The sequence below is a fragment of the Terrimonas alba genome, from assembly GCF_042434975.1.
GTDB lineage: Bacteria > Bacteroidota > Bacteroidia > Chitinophagales > Chitinophagaceae > Terrimonas_B > Terrimonas_B alba.
The window spans coordinates 323,588-344,312 of record NZ_JBHMQM010000006.1 but is presented as its reverse complement, the minus strand read 5'-3'; the positions used below and the strand labels follow the sequence as shown (position 1 = coordinate 344,312).

General features: G+C 41.4%; 12 protein-coding genes, 1 tRNA gene and 1 pseudogene. 7 read left to right on the top strand and 7 right to left on the bottom strand.

Translation table 11 applies throughout. The features are described 5' to 3' along the window. Window positions 1-202 precede the first annotated feature (202 nt). The 6 genes from ACFEL9_RS18695 to ACFEL9_RS18670 all read left to right on the top strand — a co-directional run bounded on the left by ACFEL9_RS18695 (window position 203) and on the right by ACFEL9_RS18670 (window position 10,618). Window positions 203-1,519: an IPT/TIG domain-containing protein gene (locus ACFEL9_RS18695; RefSeq protein ID WP_385893444.1), complete on the top strand. Its 1,317-nt coding sequence runs from the start codon at window positions 203-205 to the stop codon at window positions 1,517-1,519. 138 nt (window positions 1,520-1,657) lie between these two features. After that, window positions 1,658-3,190: a right-handed parallel beta-helix repeat-containing protein gene (locus tag ACFEL9_RS18690; RefSeq protein ID WP_385893441.1), complete on the top strand. Its 1,533-nt coding sequence runs from the start codon at window positions 1,658-1,660 to the stop codon at window positions 3,188-3,190. A gap of 168 nt (window positions 3,191-3,358) precedes the next feature. Continuing rightward, window positions 3,359-5,497 carry an alpha-N-acetylglucosaminidase gene (locus tag ACFEL9_RS18685; RefSeq protein WP_385893438.1) on the top strand — a complete coding sequence of 713 codons (2,139 nt, stop codon included), beginning with the start codon at window positions 3,359-3,361 and terminating at the stop codon, window positions 5,495-5,497. Between the two features lie 60 nt (window positions 5,498-5,557). Next, window positions 5,558-7,330, top strand: a complete 1,773-nt coding sequence (locus ACFEL9_RS18680; RefSeq protein ID WP_385893435.1) for a DUF4091 domain-containing protein — start codon at window positions 5,558-5,560, stop codon at window positions 7,328-7,330. An 85-nt stretch (window positions 7,331-7,415) separates the two neighbouring features. Next, window positions 7,416-9,200 carry an SGNH/GDSL hydrolase family protein gene (locus ACFEL9_RS18675; protein WP_385893432.1) on the top strand — a complete coding sequence of 595 codons (1,785 nt, stop codon included), beginning with the start codon at window positions 7,416-7,418 and terminating at the stop codon, window positions 9,198-9,200. Between the two features lie 65 nt (window positions 9,201-9,265). Continuing rightward, entirely contained in the window at window positions 9,266-10,618 is a 1,353-nt protein-coding gene (locus tag ACFEL9_RS18670; RefSeq protein ID WP_385893429.1) for an alpha-L-fucosidase, read from the top strand. Window positions 10,619-10,863: 245 nt separating this feature from the next. Here ACFEL9_RS18670 and ACFEL9_RS18665 read toward each other — a convergent pair. The 7 genes and pseudogenes from ACFEL9_RS18665 to ACFEL9_RS18635 all read right to left on the bottom strand — a co-directional run. Then, a pseudogene (locus ACFEL9_RS18665) lies at window positions 10,864-11,199 on the bottom strand (phage integrase SAM-like domain-containing protein); the annotation flags it as partial. Window positions 11,200-11,506: 307 nt separating this feature from the next. After that, window positions 11,507-11,579, bottom strand: a tRNA-Lys gene (locus ACFEL9_RS18660). A gap of 208 nt (window positions 11,580-11,787) precedes the next feature. Further along, a complete protein-coding gene (gene purE, locus ACFEL9_RS18655) occupies window positions 11,788-12,300 on the bottom strand; it encodes a 5-(carboxyamino)imidazole ribonucleotide mutase (RefSeq protein WP_385893427.1) in 513 nt (170 codons plus the stop codon). Window positions 12,301-12,376: 76 nt separating this feature from the next. Then, the gene (locus tag ACFEL9_RS18650; RefSeq protein ID WP_385893424.1) at window positions 12,377-13,693 is read right to left on the bottom strand and encodes a TolC family protein; all 1,317 of its coding nucleotides are present in this window, start codon (window positions 13,691-13,693) and stop codon (window positions 12,377-12,379) included. Between the two features lie 68 nt (window positions 13,694-13,761). Then, window positions 13,762-16,890: an efflux RND transporter permease subunit gene (locus ACFEL9_RS18645; RefSeq protein ID WP_385893423.1), complete on the bottom strand. Its 3,129-nt coding sequence runs from the start codon at window positions 16,888-16,890 to the stop codon at window positions 13,762-13,764. A gap of 80 nt (window positions 16,891-16,970) precedes the next feature. After that, entirely contained in the window at window positions 16,971-18,032 is a 1,062-nt protein-coding gene (locus ACFEL9_RS18640) for an efflux RND transporter periplasmic adaptor subunit (protein WP_385893420.1), read from the bottom strand. A 159-nt stretch (window positions 18,033-18,191) separates the two neighbouring features. Further along, window positions 18,192-19,313, bottom strand: a complete 1,122-nt coding sequence (locus ACFEL9_RS18635; protein WP_385893417.1) for a 5-(carboxyamino)imidazole ribonucleotide synthase — start codon at window positions 19,311-19,313, stop codon at window positions 18,192-18,194. A gap of 245 nt (window positions 19,314-19,558) precedes the next feature. Here ACFEL9_RS18635 and hppD point away from each other — a divergent pair, with 245 nt between their 5' ends. Next, window positions 19,559-20,692, top strand: a complete 1,134-nt coding sequence (hppD, locus tag ACFEL9_RS18630; RefSeq protein ID WP_385893414.1) for a 4-hydroxyphenylpyruvate dioxygenase — start codon at window positions 19,559-19,561, stop codon at window positions 20,690-20,692. Window positions 20,693-20,725: the final 33 nt, after the last annotated feature.

Genomic DNA, 20,725 nt, shown 5'->3' with positions numbered 1-20,725 from the left:
AGTTTTTTATGGGTCCGGCTGACCGTCCCGGTCTGACTATACACCATATTTCGTTTTGCTCAATAGTGAAAAGAACGCATCCGGATAGCTATCGGGACGGCGCAACGGAAGCCTAATAGTAGTAATACAGCCGGGCCAATAAAAATAAATACAACGGTAATAAATTTTTTTAAAAATATTTTCCTAATCACAACTAACAGTTATGATAAGCAATAAAAAAAATCGGCACTTATTGTTCAGCCTTTTTGCAGCTATGGCAATTTTTATCGGCTGTAAAAAAGATAAGGGGTTTACACATACAGCCGGCGCTCCTATGACCATCGATGACTTTGTTGCCAAACAAGGCGGTGGCGGTACAGAAATATTGATAACTGGTTCTAATTTTTCGATGGATACATCACAGATAGATGTATCTATAAATGGCAATCAACTTGCTATAATTGGTGCAAACGGTAACCAGATCATGGCTGTTGTACCAAAAAAATGCGGCAGTGGAAATGTAATTGTAAAAATTGGTAGCGATAGTGCAGTAAGTTCCGGCGTATTTAACTATGTATTTACAAGAACGGTTACAACATTGGCAGGCAATGGCACTGCCGGTTTTTCCAACGGACCCGGCGCAGATGCCATGTTCAATTTTAATGGGGAGGTATGGTACAGGAGTATGGGATTGGCTGTTGATGATAATCTGAATGTATATGTTGCGGATCCCGGCAATCATTGCATCAGGAAAATAGATAGCCTTGGAAATGTGACCACGTTTGCAGGTAATCCTAATAGTTCCGGCTATGCAGATGGGCAGGGTACCGCTGCGAAATTCAGTCTTCCTTACGATGTGGCGCTTGATGCAGATGGAAATGTTTATGCTGTTGACCCGGGCAATTGGGATATCAGAAAAATATCTCCCGATGGTAATGCAGTTACCTGGGCATGGGGAGGACAGGCGCCATGGAGTGTTGCAGTGGATAAAACTACCGGTTATGTATATTATTCCAGTTGCGATGGAAGTGGTAATGTTTACCAGGTTCCTTCCCAATGGAATGCAGCCCCTGTGATTACAGGGCTTAATTACCCGGCAGGTATAGACTTTGATAATACCGGCAATTTGTATGTATCGGTTAATGGAGAGAATGTGATAAGAAAATTTACAGCAGGTGTATGGGAGAACAATATCATTGCCGGTACGCAAGGGACAGCAGGTTATGTAAATGCAACGGGAACGGCAGCAAAATTTGATCATCCCTGGGGACTTGCTGTTGATGCAGATGGTAATCTTTATGTTGCGGGTAATGGCACATGGGATGGTGGCACTTACAATACAGATCAATCTGTACGACACATCAAAAACGGTACATGGGAGGTAAGCACCTTTGCGGGTAGCGGCAGTGCAGGCTATTCAGACGCCATTGGTGAAGCTGCTGCATTCAGTGCGCCGACAGGTGTCGCTGTTGATAAGTACGGAACAGTGTATGTATTGGATAAGAATAATAACAGGATAAGAAAAATTGTTTCAGAATAATTTTCATGACGTTTGACGATAACGGCATAGAACTGTTATCATGACATTTTCCCGGCTAATGTAACACAATCACGCAGGGTGGCATAATCCTACCTCTTCCGGATTCTCATTCGGCAAAAACAAAAAAGTACTCACCAGATGCAACAGATATTTTCGTTGACGCTGCTTTTTGCAATGATGACAGGCTGCAGTAAAAAAAGCAGCATACCCGTTTCAACAGGAAACAATACCAATACTTCTCGTACATATTTTGTAGCAACAACCGGCAGTGATGCCAATGCTGGAACGGTCGATAATCCCCTGCGGGGTATTAATACAGCGTTGAGCAAAGCTAATCCGGGAGATACAGTAATAGTACGAACAGGGATCTATTATGAGAAAGTGTCTTTTCAGAAATCTGGAAGACTAGATAAACACATCACGTTAAAAGCCTACACGGGCGAAAAACCGGTTATTGATGGTACAGGTCTTTCTATTACCGGCAAGGAGGCGCTGGTTACCATCAGCAATGTCAACTATATTGTTTTCGAGGGATTTGATGTTTGTAATTATAAAAGCAGCACACCATGGGTTAATATAAACGGAATATTGGTAAATGAGGGCTCAGGAAATATTACCATAAGAAAAAATAAAATATACAATATCGAGCATAATGTTGCTCCTGCTGATGGAAGAAGCGGTCATGGTATTGAGATCATCGGCAATACAAGTATTGCTATGAAAAACATTCTTGTAGAAGACAACGAAATTCACGATTGCAATACGGGTTACAGCGAAAATCTTACTATCAATGGATACGTAGACGGATTTATCATTCGAAGAAATAAGATTTATAACGCAGAAAATATAGGCATTGATGCGGCTGGCGGATACTGGGCAAACAGTGTATCCGCATTTAATTATGCACGAAACGGTATCATCAGCGATAATGAAATTTATAATATAGATATGACGACCGGGCCTATCGGCGGTGCCCATGGACATGGAGCAATTGGAATTTATATAGATGGCGCCAGGAATATTATCGTTGAAAGAAACAAAGTGCATGAGGCCGACAGGGGAATCGGTATTGTTAGCGAGAATGATGCTTATCCTACGGAAAACTGTATTGTAAGAAACAATTTTGTCTATAATTGCTGGCGTACAGGTATATATTTAGGCGGATATCTCAACTATACAACAGGAGGCACCAATAACTGCGCCGTAGTAAATAACACGATTTTTTACAACAACCGGGAGCGGGGTGCTTTCGGTGAAGTGGAAGGTGAAATAAGACTTACTGAAAACTGCAATAACAATACCATTAAGAATAATATTGTGTATGCAAGACCCGAAAATGATGTGTTTATACATAAATACACATCAACAGGAAGCAACAATATAATTGATCATAACCTTTACTACACAACCGGCACTGCCAAATGGATATGGAACGGCGTGGAATATGCCGACTATGCTGCATGGAAAACAGCTTGCGGCGGAGATGCCAATTCTACCAATGGTATTGACCCTTTATTAACAAATACATCTTCACCCGATCTGCATATCCAGGCTGTTTCTCCTGCAAAAAACAGTGGTGTTGTTATTTCAACCGATATAAATGGCAGCACAGACATAGACAGGAATTTAAGAATTGTAAATAATAAAATAAGCAAGGGGGCGCAACAGTAGACCTGGACAAAGATTTTAATCTGATGTTTCTCGGTGTGGTGATAACGGAGTAATCGAGCAGAAGCAACAAGCGATAAGCGGTTTGCAATAAAATTTTAATAGCAATACTATGCCTGGCTACTAAAGAATCCCATCAAACTAATTAAGAAAAACAATAGTGATTTAAAAATGCACAAACGACTTTACTTACTGTTCCTATTACTGCCCCTACAATTATTTGCCGGCGATTTTGATGCTGTAATACAATTAATACACAGGAGGGTACCATGGCTTGATAAACATGTTTTTTTTGAAAAAATAAATAATGAAAATTCAAACGATGTCTTTGAACTGGTGACAAATAATAAACAGGTGATTATAAAAGCATCCGGTGCAAACGCTGCAGCGGTTGGTCTTAACTGGTACCTGAAATATTATTGTCACCGTTCTATGAGTCATATGGGTGATAATCTTTCAGCGGTTAATCCATTGCCTGTTGTAAAAAAGCCGGTAAAAATAAACGCTGTTGCACAATACAGGTATGCATTGAATTATTGCACCTATAATTACACCATGAGTTTTTATACCTGGAAAGATTGGGAACATGAACTGGACTGGATGGCATTGAATGGTGTAAATGTGATGCTGGTGGCGAATGGTGAAGAAGCGGTATGGCAAAATGTTTTGAGAAGATTAGGCTATACAGAAAAAGAAATCAATGAGTATATAACAGGCCCCGCTTACAATGCATGGTGGCTAATGGGCAATATACAAGGTTGGGGTGGCGCAATGCCGCAAACACAAATTGATGAAAGAAAAAAACTTGTTCAGAAAATGATTGCACGAATGCAATCATTAGGTATCGAGCCGGTAATGCCGGGGTTTTATGGCATGGTGCCTTCTACCCTAAAGAACAAAACCAAAGCGCATATTATTGCACAAGGTAACTGGGGTGCTTTTGTAAGGCCTGATATACTTGATCCAACTGATACCGCTTTCAACCGTATTGCAGGTATATTTTATGAAGAGACAAAAAAATTGTATGGCAAAAATATTCGTTTCTTTTCAGGTGACCCTTTTCATGAAGGTGGTATAACAGAAGGAGTGGACCTGGGTAAGGCTGGCGCGGCTATTCAACAAGCGATGCAACAATATTTTCCAGGCGCTGTATGGGTGCTGCAGGGTTGGCAGGATAATCCTAAAAAAGCCATGCTGGCTAATCTTAACAAGCCGGATATTCTTGTTCAGGAACTGTTTGGTGAAGTAACCAACAATTGGGAAAAGCGAAATGCTTATGAAGGCACACCGTTTATCTGGTGCATTGTAAATAATTATGGAGAAAGACTGGGCTTGTTTGGTAAGCTGCAACGGTATGCCGATGAAACTTACCGGGCAAGGAATAGCGAATGGGGGCAATACATGAAAGGATGTGGTATCATGCCAGAAGGGCTTAACAACAATCCAGTTTCGTATGATATTTTGCTGGAGCTGGCTTGGCATAAGAATCATGTGAATATTGAAGACTGGATCAAAGCATTCACTATGTACAGGTACGGTAAATACAATGCAGATATAGTTGCCGCCTGGAAGTTATTTTTGAAAACCGCATATAACAGTATACCCGGTTACCAGGAAGGCCCGCCTGAAAATATCCTTTGTGCGAGGCCGGCCCTGCAAATCAAATCTGTCTCAAGCTGGGGTACCTTAAAAAAGAATTATGATATTGAAGTATTTTCAAACGCAGTGCAGTTGTTTGCAAAAGCAGCTCCTGTATTCAAAGCAAGTGATACTTACCACATTGACCTGGTCGATTTATTAAGACAGGTATTGGCCAATAAAGCAGATACTGTATTTGCCAATATAGTTATGGCATACAACGAAAAAAACAGGTTGGCTTTTGATAAGGCAGCAAACCATTTTTTACAACTATGCGCCCTGACAGATACTTTGCTGAATACACATCCTTACTACAGGTTAAGCACCTGGCAGCAACAGGCAGTGAATGCCGGACATACGACAGAAGAAAAGGCTAACAACATGCTGAACCTAATGATGCTGATCACCTATTGGGGAGAACATAATCGTAAAGAAGATTATCTGCATGAATATGCTTACAAGGAGTGGAGTGGTATGATGAATAGTTTTTACAAAAAGCGCTGGGAAATATATTTTGAGTATTTGCGCAAACAAATGAAAGGGGAACAGCCCGAAGCGCCTGATTTTTTTGAGTGGGAGAGAAGCTGGGTTAAGGATAATCTCTTTATAAAAAAAGAAGCGGGAAGCATTTCTCCTGGAAAGATAATAAGCAAAGTTTTGTTTCATCAATAGCAGTTCATAGCAGTAGTCGTTGGTGTTCTCGCCAACGGCTTTTTTTATTAATCACTCATCATGAATTACAGAACCATTTTTATTTTATGTCTTTGCCTGTGGTGCAGCTTTGTATATGCACAAATAGGAAATTCCGCCGATAAGCATAACAAGAATATTGATTACCGGGAGTTTCCCAATCCCAAACCAATTGATCAGCAATCATGGGATGCACTGGTTCCGGATATACTGGTAAGCTTTGCAGATATTAATATGCGCTATGAGAAAAACAATGCCCCTGCTGTTAGCACTCCTCAAGAAAACTGGAATACTATAGCATGGAAAGGAGAACGGGTGCATACGCAATTTGTAATAGTAGCAAAAAGAAAATTGTCAAAAGTGTTTATTAAGGCGGGTGCTTTAGCAGATAACAGGGGGCACCGTATTTCCGCTTCCGCTGTCACAACAGGTTTTGTGCGATATGTTTTGTCAGATGGATTGAACAAAGATGGTCATGGCTGTGGTATTCTGCCGGCAAATGAATCAGATTCTTCTTTGTCTGCGGATGGTATTGATTTTATTCCTGAAAAGAGCATAGACGCTTATACGGTACAACCGGTATGGTTAAGTATAGCTGTTCCCCGGAATACGGTTGCAGGCAATTATTCAGGTAAACTGCAGGTGACTATTGATCAAAGAGCTTATGAACTTACTTACAAAGTAAATGTTAAGTCTCATGTATTGGCTGCACCAAAAGACTGGCGGTTCCACCTGGATATCTGGCAGAACCCTTATTCGGTGGCAAGATTGTTTGCTGTAAAAGATTGGGCTAAAGAACATTTTGATCTAATGCGCCCTTCTATGCAAATGCTGGCCAATGCAGGACAGAAAGCCATTACAGTAAGTATGATCTATGATCCCTGGCGTGGACAGACTTATGATATTTATAAGTCAATGATAAAATGGATAAAGAAAAAAGATCGGACATGGCGTTATGATTATTCCATCTTTGACCAATGGGTGAGCTATATGATGAAACTTGGCATTGATAAGCTGATCAACTGTTACACGATGGTTCCCTGGAACAATAAGTTCTATTATTATGATGAAACCGCAGGGAAAGACACATTGCTCATCGCCAAAACAGGAACGCCGGAATATGAGGCGCATTGGCGGCCCATGCTTGCCGATTTTGCAAAGCATCTTAAACAGAAAGGATGGTTCGGTAAAACAGCTATAGCAATGGATGAAAGACCACTTGATGATATGCAGAAAGTGATTGCGCTGGTAAGAAGTGTAGATAAGGATTTTAAAATTTCATTGGCGGGTAGCTACCACGCTGAAATAGCAAACGAGATATATGATTATTGCATTGCTTCTGCAGAAAAGTTTGATAGCGCAATCAAAGAAAAACGTGTAGCGGCAGGCTTGCCTACTACCTATTACACCTATTGCTGGGAAGGGCATCCAAACACATTTACTTTTTCTCCCCCGGCCGAAGCCGCATGGCTGGGCTGGTATGCCGCTGCACAAAATTATAATGGTTATTTGCGATGGGCCTATAATTGCTGGCCGCAAAATCCCATGCAGGATGCACGGTTCAGCACATGGTCTTCGGGAGATACCTATTTTGTGTACCCCGGCGGCAGCTCCATTCGATTTGAAAGATTGATAGAAGGTATACAAGAATATGAAAAGATACGCCTGCTGAAAGCGCAGTTTATAAAAAATGGTGAGCACAAAAAATTGCAGCAACTTGATGCAGTGCTGAGCGAATTTCATATAAAAGCATTGGAGCGGCAATCAGCAGCGGCGATGTTGAAAAAAGCAAAAAAGATGCTGGATTCATTTTAGTCTTTTTATGGGCTGACTTAAAAGTTTATTTTAATCTTTATAAATGAGATGCCACTATGCAGCAGTTAACCGGAAATTATATTCAATGAAGAGCTATAAATGTTTGGCTGTTGCGATTGTATGTTTTGTAAAAACGATAACCTGTCTTTCTCAAGACACAAAGGAATATAAATGGTGGAACCCTGCGGATAATTCTTTTCGTGTTATTGAAGGACAGGCATGGCCAAATGAGGTAAAAGAAAAGTACGACCGGTTCCCTGCCCGTGCGGAAAAAACATTGAACCCTAATGTGTGGAATATCTCACACAGCAGTGCCGGCCTGTATCTAAAATTTAAAACGGACGCAAGTGATATTGTTGTACGCTATGTGGTACAAAACAAAGGGAATTTTGCCATGAACCACATGCCTGCAACAGGTGTAAGTGGTATAGATCTTTATGCTATTGATCATAACGGCAAATGGGTATGGGCTCAGGGCAGATTTACATTTGCGGATACCATTGAATATCGTTTTTCAAACCTTGAAGTGGATCCTGTATTTCCACGCAGGGATTGTGAATACCGGTTGTTTCTCCCCTTGTATAATGCTGTGCAATGGATGCAGATTGGTGTTCCGGTTGCTAAAAAGTTTACGCCGATGCCGTTGAGTGCAGAGAAACCTGTTGTTGTGTACGGCACATCCATTGCACAAGGTGCATGTGCTACAAGACCCGGACTTGCGTGGACGGCTATTCTCGAAAGAATACTGGACAGGCCGCTGATCAATCTTGGCTTTTCAGGAAGCGGGCAACTGGAAAAATCCGTTATTGATTTAATGGCTGAAATTGATGCGAAGCTTTATATACTCGATTGCTTGCCTAATTTAACTGCAGGTGCAGGGTTTACAGCTGATGAAGTAAAAAAAAGAGTAAGGGAGTCTGTAAACCAGTTGCAGCAAAAGCATCCCTCAACTCCTATACTCCTTGTAGAGCATAGCGGTGGAAATACGTTAAACATTATTGATACGGCTAAACGTAACGAATATGAGAGGGTCAATAATGTGCTGAGAAACGTTTTTGCACAGTTGAAAAACGAAGGCATACAAAATATTTTTCTTCTGGGGAATAAAGATATTAACCTAAATATTGACGCTACTGTTGATGGCCTTCATCCGAATGATATTGGCATGATGATGTATGCAGCTGCCTATGAAAAAATTATAAGAAGTATATTACAGGAACCTTCGGGCAATATATCCACCACTATTCCTGTGATACAAAGCAGGGATGGTTATTATGACTGGAGAAGCAGGCATGCCGAAATACTGCAATTGAATAAAACCGATCCGCCGAAGTCTGTTGTTGTTGCCAACTCGATCATTCATTATTGGGGTGGAGAACCGAAAGCACCTCTGAACCGCGGTGCCGCCTCATGGAATAAATATTTGCAACCATCAGGTATGCGCAATCTTGGGTTTGGCTGGGATAAAATTGAAAATGTTTTATGGCGTATATATCATGATGAACTGGATGGTTTTAATACCCATAATGTAGTAGTGATGATTGGCACAAACAATTTGACAGACAACAATGATGAAGAGATTATTGCGGGACTAAAAAATCTGGTAGAACAAATTAAAATACGCCAGCCAAAGGCAACCGTTTTATTAGTAGGAATACTACCAAGAAGGCAAATGGAAAAAAGGATTGTTGTTGTGAATAAAGGCATTGCAAGGTTATCGGCTTTGTTGCACATTAAATATATTAATCCGGGAACGGTGTTGCTGAAGAAAACAGGAAATATTGATGAGTCATTGTTTGAAGATGGGTTGCATCCCAATAAAGCGGGTTATGAAAAACTGGGAGGGCAATTAGTAAGGTATTTAAAATAATAATCCACCAAAGGAGAGTAGGGAGATATCTCTTGGATAATAAAGTAATAATAAATATCGCTGAAATGAAATCACTGAAACATTTTTTACTCGTTGTATTAATTATCATATCATCAGTTCAAGGTTTTGCGCAGAAAAAACAAATTGGAAAGGAAACTTCCGAACAAAAGCAACAGCGCATGGCCTGGTGGACAAACGATCGCTTTGGGATGTTTATACATTGGGGTTTATATGCAGGCGCAGCAAGACATGAATGGGTGAAGCGTTGGGAAAGGATGGACGATGCGCAATACCAGCCTTATTTTGATAATTTCAATCCTGATTTGTTCAACCCGAAGGAATGGGCTAAGCAAGCCAAAGCAGCGGGTATGAAGTATGCGGTGCTTACTACCAAACACCATGAAGGATTTTGCTTGTTCGATTCAAAGTATACCGATTACAAAGCCACCAACACCATAGCTAAAAGGGACTTAGTAAAAGAGTTTGTCGAAGCATTTCGTGCAGAAGGATTAAAAGTTGGATTTTATTATTCATTGATCGACTGGCATCATCCTGATTATACCATTGATGTAATGCATCCCCTGCAACCAGCTAATGAAGCTGATTCTGCGTATGCACGGCTCAATAAAGGAAAGGACTGGAACAGGTATAAAACGTATTTGCATAACCAGATAAGAGAGTTGCTTACCAATTATGGTAAGATAGATATTATGTGGTTGGATTTTTCTTATCCAAATAGCAACGGTCATGGCAAAGGCAAAGATGACTGGGGATCAGTTGAACTGCTGAGGATGATAAGAAAATTACAACCGGGAATACTTGTCGATAACAGGCTTGACCTTGACGAATATAAAGATGGTGCCGATTTTGTAACACCCGAACAGGTAAAGCCTGATGAGCTTAATAAGTTTGCCGGTACATACTTTGAAACCTGCCAGACCTTTTCCGGTTCATGGGGTTATTACCGTGATGAAAATACATGGAAGACAAATCATGAACTCCTTACACTACTGATTACCGCAACAGGTAAGGGAGGCAACCTGATACTGAATGTAGGGCCCACTGCAAGAGGCTACTTTGACTACCGTGCGCAACGTGCATTGGACAGTATGGCCACATGGATGAAATACAACAATAAAGCTATCTACAATTGCAGGCAGGCGCCGGAGGGTTTTGCAGTTCCGGAAAAAACGTTACTTACTTACAACCCCGCCACTAAAAGAATATATATTCACCTGATGGGTTATAATACGCAAACATTGGTGCTGCCCGGTTACAGGGATAAAATAAAATATGCCCAGTTTTTGCATGACGCATCTGAACTAAGGTACAAGGAACAAGGCAACGATATTGTGTTGACACTTCCGGCAGGTAAGCCAGCCATTGAAGTGCCGGTGATAGAGTTGATGCTGAAATAGTAGTGTGATGACCGACCCGAAGACTTCTTTCCTTTAAACAATTAAACAAATGGGCAATTTCTGGAAGTAATTTGTTCTGGTCGTATGTATCAGTTATCGAACCCGCAACTCGTAAATCAAATTCATTGTAAACTGTAGAACCGCAAAAGATTAAATCTCTATCAAATTATTTGAGCAGCATTTTGTAATTAGGACGAAGTTGCTCTTTAGTGAAATGTGTAGGATGGTACTTTAATTCTTTTCGGTTAATTGCATGTCAGACATTCTTTAAGAACATCTACTTTCAATATCAAATTCTCTGTTGCTTCGGTTATGAAACTTAATATGGGCAAGTCAAGAACCCTTGCAATTGCATATATTTCTAAGTCGGCGGTTTCCTTTCTATTATACTCAAACGGCCGGAGGATCTTTTTCAGCTTTTTAATATTGCCCATTGCTGAATTGTGCTGCAGTTGTTGAGCTGCCTTTAGGTAAAACTCATAATAGGTGATAAACATCTGGGTGACTTCTGTGAGATAAACATCCTTTTTATTGAATTTCCACTCTATAAAGTTCTCCAATGACTTGAGAGCAGATTTGAATTTATTGTATGTTCAATGAGTAAACTCTAACCCCACCAGTTTTCAAATTGGTCATTGTTGTATTTATGGACTTCAATGGACCTATTCCGCAGATAACGGCTCGTTGCGTAAGGTGTATTCTTTCTGGAATGCCAAAAATGTTACTCTGAATGGCATCCAGATATGCATTAAGAATTTTCACCCCTTCTTTGTTACCGGTAGCCCGGAACTTGGAGATTTTTGACAATCCGGGAAAAACAAAAAACCCCGCAAATTCAATATTTGCAGGGCTTTTGAGCGATTTGAGGCTATTTGGTAGCCTAATCTGTGATCCCGCTGGGACTCGAACCCAGGGCCCCATCATTAAAAGTGATGTGCTCTACCAACTGAGCTACGAGATCAACCTGATGTTCAGACCGTTTATCTGAACGGGGTGCAAAAATACAGTCTCACACCTTTCGCACCAAAAAATTTTCAAATTATTCTGGTAATATTTTAACCAGATGTTAGTGATAGTGAAGAGCTTTTTAAAGATGATCGTTCTCAACTCCGGTATTGGGTCTTAGTGGTGGTTATTTTAATAATGGGAAATTGAATTAGGCCCGGCAATTAATCAAAACTGTTTTCCCATCCCTCAGTTTTTAACTTATTTATTTTTTCAAGCACTTCAGCGTTTAGAGAGTGTTTGTAGTCAACTATTGTTCTGGATATTTTGTCGTCCGTTGTGCCAAGAATTTGTGCCGCTAATATGCCCGCATTCTTTGCTGCATTTAATGCAACCGTTGCAACAGGTACACCGTTTGGCATTTGTAAAATAGAAAGAACAGAATCCCACCCGTCGATAGAGTTGGATGATTTGATAGGAACGCCAATAACAGGTAAAGAAGTTATAGAAGCAACCATGCCCGGCAAATGTGCTGCGCCACCCGCACCGGCTATAATTATCTTTAATCCCCGGCCTTTTGCTTTTTGCGCATATTCAACCATGCGTAATGGTGTACGATGAGCCGATACAACGGTCACTTCGTACGAAATGCCAAACTGTTTTAAGATTTCAGCTGCAGCCTGCATGATGCTGAGATCGCTATCGCTGCCCATGATTATACCTACTTGTGGATTCATGCAGCAAAGAAAAGCTAAAATCCACGTTTGCAAAAGATAAAAAAAACTCCTGCCAGGCAGGAAGATTTTTATGCCATTAATTGCCCAGCGTTCCTTTCAACCGCAGCAACTCTGTCTCAGCCAATTTAGTTGCATACCGGGCTGCAATCAGCCGGTTGTTAGCGGATTCCAAACTGTTTTGTGCTTCCCGGAGCTGAACTAATGTCGCCGCTCCTAATTTGTACGTTTGAAAAACGATATCAACATTTTCCCGTGCCAATAAAATATTTTCTTCTTCTAATGCCAGGGCTTTTTTCTGCAGTTCATAATTTTTAAAAGCCGTAATGATATCCAAATTGACGAGGGATCGCTGGTTTTCAAAAACTAATTGTTGATAGCGGATATCCAACTCAGCTTGCCGGATCAGTCGTTTTGTATTAAAGCGATTGAAGATGGGAATATTAGCAGTAAAGCCATAATTTAACCCGTTGGACTGATTAAAAAGAGGAGAGAAGGGGTTGATAACTTTTTTATTATCTGTTCGACTGTAATTATAAGCTGAATTAAATGATACAATTGGCAACCGATCCGCTTTTCTTTCGTTTAGCGTAAGCCTGGCGATGTCAACATTTTTTTGAGCGATAAGAAGTCCGGGATTATTTTTTTCAATGTCCAATTGTATATCACCCAAACCGATTGTTGTATTGATAGGAATGGAATCATTCACTTCAAAATTTATCCCTTTGTTTACATTCATCGCCTGGTTCAATTGCTCCTTTAGCTGTTCGATCAATGTTTGTTGTTCAAGCTTTAATGCCTTCTGAGCATTCAGGTCTACCTTGCTTTGCAGCAAATCGGGTTTGATGCCCGTTCCAATATCTAATTTGTATTGAGATAATCGTACTCTTTCTTCATTCAACGTGATTTGTTCTTCTACTGCTTTTAATTGTTGTTTTTGCCGTACAATATTGTAATAAGTGGTAATAACGGTAGCAATGCTATTGACAACCTGGTTTCTTATTCCCAACGAGCCAAGCTGAATGTATTCAACTGCTTTATCTCTTGTAGCAAACATTTTTAGTCCGTCAAACAGGGTCCAGTTAAGCGCTACGGAAGCAGCGGTATTATGTGAACGAATACTTTTTTGTTCCCGCTTCGAACCGTCTGCCAATGTCTGGCGCTGGTTATTATTGTTCCAGGTAGTTCCCAATGTACCGTCCAGTGTGGGAAGGAATGCTGCATTGCGATAGGAATAATCCAGGGCTGCCACCATGGAATCGTTTTTTGACAGTTGTATGTCGTAGTTATTCTGCAAAGCCGTAGCAATTGCTTCTTCCAATGTGAGTAGTTGCTGTGCAAATGAATTTGTATAAAAAAACAAGACCGATATAAAAACAATAAATCCTTTTTTCATTCCTGCATCTTTAATTTTTGGCCCGATTGGAAACTACCTGATTTTTTTTGCAATTGCACTCAACTTTTTTAAACTGTTTCAGGCGCCGGCTGTTGTGCAACAATTGCCTCCTCGTCTTTAATGGGATACAATTTTTCCATCTCACTCTTTTGTTTTTTGGTGGACATGTAAGTGTACATGGCCGGCAAAACAAATAGCGTTAATATTAATGAGAATAAAATACCGCCTACAATCACAACGCCAAGCGGTATACGGCTGGTCGCTGCTGCCCCTAATGACAGGGCCAGCGGCAACGCACCCAGTGACATGGCAAGGCTTGTCATAAGAATCGGGCGAAGCCGTTGTGTGGCCGAATAGATGGCTGCTTCCTTTTTCTTCATGCCTTTCATGCGATTTTGGTTGGCAAATTCGACGATAAGGATACCGTTTTTCGTCACCAGGCCTATAAGCATAATCATGCCGATTTGTGAAAATATATTGAGCGTATGTCCAAATAGCCATAAGGTCAACACGGCGCCGGCGATGGCCAAAGGAACGGTGATCATAATGATGAGCGGATCGATAAAGCTTTCAAATTGTGCAGCAAGAATTAAAAAGATTAAGCCGAGCGCCAATAAAAACGCAAAGCTGGTGTTGCTGCTGCTTTCAGCAAAATCACGGGATGATCCTGATAAAGAAGTAGCAAAGCTTTCATCCAATAGTTTGTTCGCAATGGCTTCCATTTCTTTAATACCATCGCCAATGGTTTTACCGGGAGCCAGCCCGGCGGAAACGGTCGCTGATTTATACCTGTTAAAGTGATAAATGGTGGGAGGTGTATTCGACTCCTGGACCGTTACCAGGTTATCCATACTGATCATTTCTCCGCGATTATTACGAACAAATAGCACCTTCAGATCATCAGGATCATCCCTGTCTTTGCGGGCCACCTGGCCCATTACCTGGTATTGCTTGCCGTCTTTGGTAAAATACCCCAACCGCCGGTTACTATAAGCCAACTGTAATGTTTCTGAAATATCACTGACACTTACTCCCAGTTCACTTGCTTTCAACCGGTCGATTGCTACACGCAGTTCAGGTTTATTGAATTTAAGATCCACATCTACCTGTTGCAATACAGTACTTTTGTTGGCTTCTTCTAAAAACTTTGGAAGTATCTGGGTGAGTTTTTCAAAATTATTGTTTTGCAGCACAAATGAAACCGGTTGACCACCACGACGGTTTACTTGTATTGTCTGATCCTGGATGGCAAATGCTCTTCCTTCGTTGTATTTGGGAAGATTGCGATTGACCATGTTTACAATTTCTTCCTGGGAACGGGTTCTTTCTTTAGGATCCACTAACGTCACACGAACAAAGCCTGTATTGGCATTACCTGATCCCGAGAAGCTAGGTGCGGTCACACTTAATACCGTAATTTTTTCAGGTACCGAGTCAAGCATAAAGTTAGATAACCGATCAACGTATTTATCCATGGCATCAAACGAGGTGCCTTCAGGTGCTGTCAGTTGCAAACGAAACTGGCTGCGGTCTTCCATGGGTGCCAATTCAGATTGAAGGTTGGCGCCAATTAAAAATATTATGGCCACACAGGCGGAAATAATGATAAACGAAACCCAACGAACCTTCATGAATTTGGTAAGGGCTTTTTGATACCCGTTTTCCATTCCCCTGAAGAAAGGTTCTGTTTTTGTATAAAACCAGGAATGTTTATGGATATTCTTTTTGGTAAGCTTTACGTTCAATACCGGTGTAAGCGTAAGCGACACAAAAGCCGAAATCAATACGGCACCTGCGACTACTATACCAAACTCACGGAATAAACTTCCAACGAAACCCTGCAGGAAGATAATAGGCAGAAACACTACCGCTAACGTGATAGAAGTAGCGATAACAGCAAAATAAATTTCTTTGGAACCTTCTTTTGCCGCCTGCCATTTCCCCATCCCTTTTTCCATCTTTTTATAAATATTCTCCGTCACCACAATACCGTCATCTACCACGAGACCCGTAGCCAATACGATGGCCAGCAGGGAAAGCACATTGATGGTATAACCCATCAAATACATGATGAAGAAGGCGCCGATCAATGACACAGGAATATCTATCAAAGGACGCAACGCAATGAGCCAGTCACGGAAGAAAAGATAGATGATCAATACCACCAGCACTATTGCAATGATCAGGGTTTCTTCTACTTCCGATATGGATTTCTTGATAAACTTTGTTTGATCAAGCGCAATATTGATTTTAATGTCTTCCGGAACATCTTTTTTTATCTGTTCCAGGCGTTTATAAAACTCATCCGATATTTCTACATAGTTAGAACCTGGTTGAGGAACGATAGCCAAAGCAATCATTGGCACCGCACTTTCTTTCAAAGCCGTTTCTTCATTTTCCGGGCCCAACACAACATCTCCAATGTCTTTTATTTTTATATCGGCACCGCTGATGTTGCGGATGATTACATTATTAAAATCTTCTTCCGTGTTGAGTCGACCAAAAGTGCGGACTGTTAATTCGGTTGCGTTACCGGATATTTTTCCCGAAGGCAGTTCGACATTTTCACGCAGCAATGCAGCTTGCACATCGCCGGGAGTCAAACCAAATCCGGTCAATTTTGCGGGGTCGATCCAGATACGCATAGCATATCTTTTTTCGCCCCAGATCTGGATGCCACTAACACCGGGAATGGTTTGCAATCTTTCTACCAGCACATTATTGGCATATTCAGTTATCTGCAATTGATTACGGGTATTGCTTTGCACCGTCATGGATAGAATGGCATCGGAGCTGGCATCCGCTTTTGAAACTACGGGTGGCGCCTCCAGGTCCGGAGGCAGGGATCGCTGAGCCTGCGACACTTTATCTCTTACATCATTGGCGGCGGCTTCCAGGTCAATACCGAGGTCAAATTCGACATTGATATTACTGGTTCCATTACTGCTTGAAGAGGTAATATTTTTAATGCCGGCTATGCCATTGACGGCTTTTTCGAGGGGTTCGGTGATCTGCGTTTCGATAATATCTGCATTGGCACCCGCATAGGAAGTGCGAACGCTTATATTGGGCGGATCAATGGCAGGATAATCCCGTATTCCCAAAAACCTGAACCCTATGACTCCAAACACCACGATGATGATGTTCATCACGATAGCGAGCACAGGTCGTCTCAAACTTAACTCGGATATATTCATTCGAATACGTTTGTAGATTTGGCTTATGGTTTATGGTCGACTTCCAAAATCAACTACAAACTATAAACCATAAACAGTTTTTACTTAATTATCTTGTTGATCCTTATTTTTCCTTCCGGTCTTAAACTCAATAATCCGGTGACCACCACTGTATCGCCTGCTTTTAATCCCTCCGTTATTTGTATCCTGGCGGAATCCCGGATACCGGTTATAACATCCTTAAAAGTTGCTATTCCATTATTATAAAGAATTACTTTTTTGCCCCTTGCCTGCGGTAGTACTGCCTGCGTAGGAACTAAGATTGTGTTAGGGTTGGGTTCAAATGATAATTTCACTTTGGCAAATGCGCCGGGTAAAAGTTTATCATCTTTAGTCTGAACGATTGATCTTACTTTAAGGCTACGGGTATTTTCAGCCACCGAGGATTCCGTCGCCACTACTTTGGCGTTGTACGTTTTTGATGACCCTTCATAAGTGAAATTTACAATCTGACCCATTTTGATTTGCCCGGTATATTTTTCAGGAACTGTAAAGTCAAGTTTCAACTGCCCGGTTTGATTAATCACAGCAATGATACTGGCCGGCGTAACATAAGCACCCGGACTGATATTCTTCAAACCCAGTTTACCACTGAAGGGTGCCCTGATTTCTGTTTTTGAAATATCTGTTCGAATAATTTCGATGTCAGCATTGATATTATTTACATTCAATAAGCTGGCATCATAATCTGCTTTGCTAATGCCTTGTATTTTTAGTAGCTGGGCCGAACGTTCCTCGTTGGTTTTTGCAATCTGCAGCTGTACCTGCAATTTTTTTAACTGTGCCTGCAGATCGGCATCATACAGTTTAGCAATCAAAGCCCCCTTCGCCACCTGTTTTCCTTCGGCTACATTGAGTCGGACGATCCGACCTGATACTTCCGGATGTATTTCTGTGGTTTCATTGGCAATCACTGATCCGGGAACTTCAATATTTTCCGCAAAAGGCTCTGTTTTCGCTATGTAGGCATCCACGGCCATCACCATTTGTTGGCGGTTAGCTCCGACCCTGGGTTCAATTTTTTTGGTTTTATCGCCGCAGGCAGCTAAAAAAGGAAGGATGAACGCAATACAATAATTCCGTACCAAAATTATTTTTCTCACTTGTCGATTAATTTATATGTGGTTTTAGTTTCCTGTCAATGAAAACAGTGAAAAATAAAAATAAATGAAACCGGGCTGCTATTGGACGTCAATAGTTTGCAATACATGCGGAAATGGGGTCGCCATGTATGAGCGGGTTTTAGAAAGGATAGAAGGTTGTCAGGATTTTGCCAGCAGGTTCCGCTTCACTTTATTGGATTGATGCAGCAGATCCTGTTTTTCTTTACTTAAGATGGTGACGTGTCCCATCTTACGTCCCGGTTTGGTCTGTTTTTTCCCATACAAATGCACAAAGGCATTGTCAATTTTCAGCGTTTCTTCCAGTCCTTCATATTTTACCTCCCCGCTGAATCCCTCTGCCCCGATAATATTTACCATGATGGAAGGGAGAATGGCGTCGGTATTTCCAAGGGGATAATTGAGCATCAGCCGCCAGAGCATATCAAACTGCGAACTGTAATGCGCTTCGATAGTATGGTGACCGCTATTGTGTACTCTCGGAGCGGTTTCATTCACGTATACTTCTCCCTTTTTATCGACGAAGAGTTCGATAGCAAAAATGCCCGGAGATTTAAAGTTTCGTACTACCGATAATGCGATTGCCTCCACCTTCCACAATGTTTTTTCATCGATCTCGGCAGGGCAGAGCTGGTAGTCGAGTAAGTTCAGGTCCTTATCAAATACCATTTCAACGGGAGGGTAAAGTGCTGTTTCTCCCTTTTCGTTGATGGCCACCATTTGTGCCACCTCTTTATGAATGGCTATCATTTTTTCCAACACAGCAGGTGTATCAAATCCTTTAGCGAGATCATCGGTGGTTTTTAACACCAGCACGCCTTTGCCATCATAACCGCCTTCACCGATTTTATGCACCGCTGGTAAAAAGCCGGATTGCTCCTGCAGATCCTTCAGATTTTGAGTAATGATAAATTCCGGAGATGGAATGTCATGAATTTTGTAGTATTCTTTTTGAAGAATTTTATTCTTGATTGTTTTTAAGACGGATGGTTTTGGATACACTTTCAGGCCCTCAGTTTCCAGCTTTTCAAGTGCTTCTATATTTACATTTTCTATTTCGATGGTAATAGCATCCAGCTTTTTTCCAAAAGCATAGACGTCGTCAAAATTTCTGATATCACCTTTGGTAAAATGATGACAAAGATGAGCAGCCGGGCATTCAGCATCGTTTTCTAACACAAATGTTTCAACGGGATAATTGGCTGCTGCCTGCAATAACATTCTGCCCAATTGGCCACCACCCAGGATACCTATTTTTAACATGGCGCAAAGATAGGTTTCTGGGTTTTAGTTTCTTATTTCTGGTCAGCCTGTTCTAAATTTGCTTTTAAATGCGACCTGATTTTCCATATAAACTTTTTGCTGATCATCGCACCAACTTCAACCTGCTCATGGAAACATTGGCCATGGATTCCCCAATCCGCCGCAGGCGGAGAGCTTAGGAAGCTTCCCGTAATGTGTAGATTTTTTAGAAGTCCAAATTTATTATCACAACGAAAGCCTTAATCATGTCATCCACAACACTTGCAAATAAAACCGCAACTTCTCAAACCGATTTCCTTCCCCTTGAAGGAACGGACTACGTAGAATTTTATGTTGGCAATGCCAAACAGGCCGCGCATTATTATATATCGGCTTTTGGTTTTCAGCCGTTGGCTTACTCCGGCCCCGAAACCGGTGATAAGGAAAAGGCTAGCTATGCAGTTCGCCAGCACAAACTCATATTTGTTTTAACTACAGCTTTGCGTCCCGGTAATGCTATAGCAGATCATATTTACAAACACGGCGACGGTGTAAAAGCATTGTCCCTACGGGTAAGAGATGCTGCCAGTGCCTGGGAGGAAACTACCAAACGCGGTGGTAAAAGTTATATGGAACCGCAAACGCTGAAAGATGAGTTTGGTGAAATTGTCATGAGCGGCATTCATACCTATGGCGACACGGTTCATCTATTTATTGAACGAAAAAATTATAGCGGACCATTTATGCCGGGTTATAAAGCCTGGAGTATTCCGCATTATAAAACAGAAGACACTGGCTTATTATACGTCGATCATTGTGTCGGTAATGTTGACTGGAATGGAATGAACCCCTGGGTAAAATTTTATGAAGACGTGATGGGTTTCAAAAACATTCTCACTTTTGATGATGAAGACATCTCCACGGAATATTCAGCACTAATGAGCAAAGTGATGAGCAGTGGTAACGGATTTGTGAAATTTCCTATTAATGAACCGGCGGAGGGCAAGAAAAAATCGCAGGTGGAGGAATATCTTGAATTTTATCGCGGAGAAGGGGTTCAGCACGTTGCCCTGGCTACTAACGACATTGTAAAAACAGTAAGGGACCTTATGAGCCGTGGTGTAGAATTTTTGCGGGTACCAACTGCGTATTATGACGATTTATTGAGCAGGGTAGGAAAAATTGATGAGGACCTGGAGCCTTTGAAAGAGCTGGGAATTTTAGTGGACCGGGATAATGAAGGGTATCTGTTGCAACTATTTTCCAAACCGGTGGAGGACAGGCCCACGCTTTTCTTCGAGATCATCCAGCGAAAAGGCGCCAAAAGCTTTGGCAAGGGAAATTTTAAAGCACTGTTCGAAGCCATTGAAAGAGAGCAGGAAGCGAGGGGAAATTTGTAAGCTGAAGCCGGAGGTTAGAAGTCAGTTGTCGGA

Bases quoted from the DNA above. Each gene is read 5' to 3' on its own strand.
- ACFEL9_RS18695 (WP_385893444.1), top strand. From the start codon at position 203: ATGATAAGCAATAAAAAAAATCGGCACTTATTGTTCAGCCTTTTTGCA.
- ACFEL9_RS18690 (WP_385893441.1), top strand. From the start codon at position 1,658: ATGCAACAGATATTTTCGTTGACGCTGCTTTTTGCAATGATGACAGGC.
- ACFEL9_RS18685 (WP_385893438.1), top strand. From the start codon at position 3,359: ATGCACAAACGACTTTACTTACTGTTCCTATTACTGCCCCTACAATTA.
- ACFEL9_RS18680 (WP_385893435.1), top strand. From the start codon at position 5,558: ATGAATTACAGAACCATTTTTATTTTATGTCTTTGCCTGTGGTGCAGC.
- ACFEL9_RS18675 (WP_385893432.1), top strand. From the start codon at position 7,416: ATGAAGAGCTATAAATGTTTGGCTGTTGCGATTGTATGTTTTGTAAAA.
- ACFEL9_RS18670 (WP_385893429.1), top strand. From the start codon at position 9,266: ATGAAATCACTGAAACATTTTTTACTCGTTGTATTAATTATCATATCA.
- purE (WP_385893427.1), bottom strand. From the start codon at position 12,300: ATGAATCCACAAGTAGGTATAATCATGGGCAGCGATAGCGATCTCAGC.
- ACFEL9_RS18650 (WP_385893424.1), bottom strand. From the start codon at position 13,693: ATGAAAAAAGGATTTATTGTTTTTATATCGGTCTTGTTTTTTTATACA.
- ACFEL9_RS18645 (WP_385893423.1), bottom strand. From the start codon at position 16,890: ATGAATATATCCGAGTTAAGTTTGAGACGACCTGTGCTCGCTATCGTG.
- ACFEL9_RS18635 (WP_385893417.1), bottom strand. From the start codon at position 19,313: ATGTTAAAAATAGGTATCCTGGGTGGTGGCCAATTGGGCAGAATGTTA.
- hppD (WP_385893414.1), top strand. From the start codon at position 19,559: ATGTCATCCACAACACTTGCAAATAAAACCGCAACTTCTCAAACCGAT.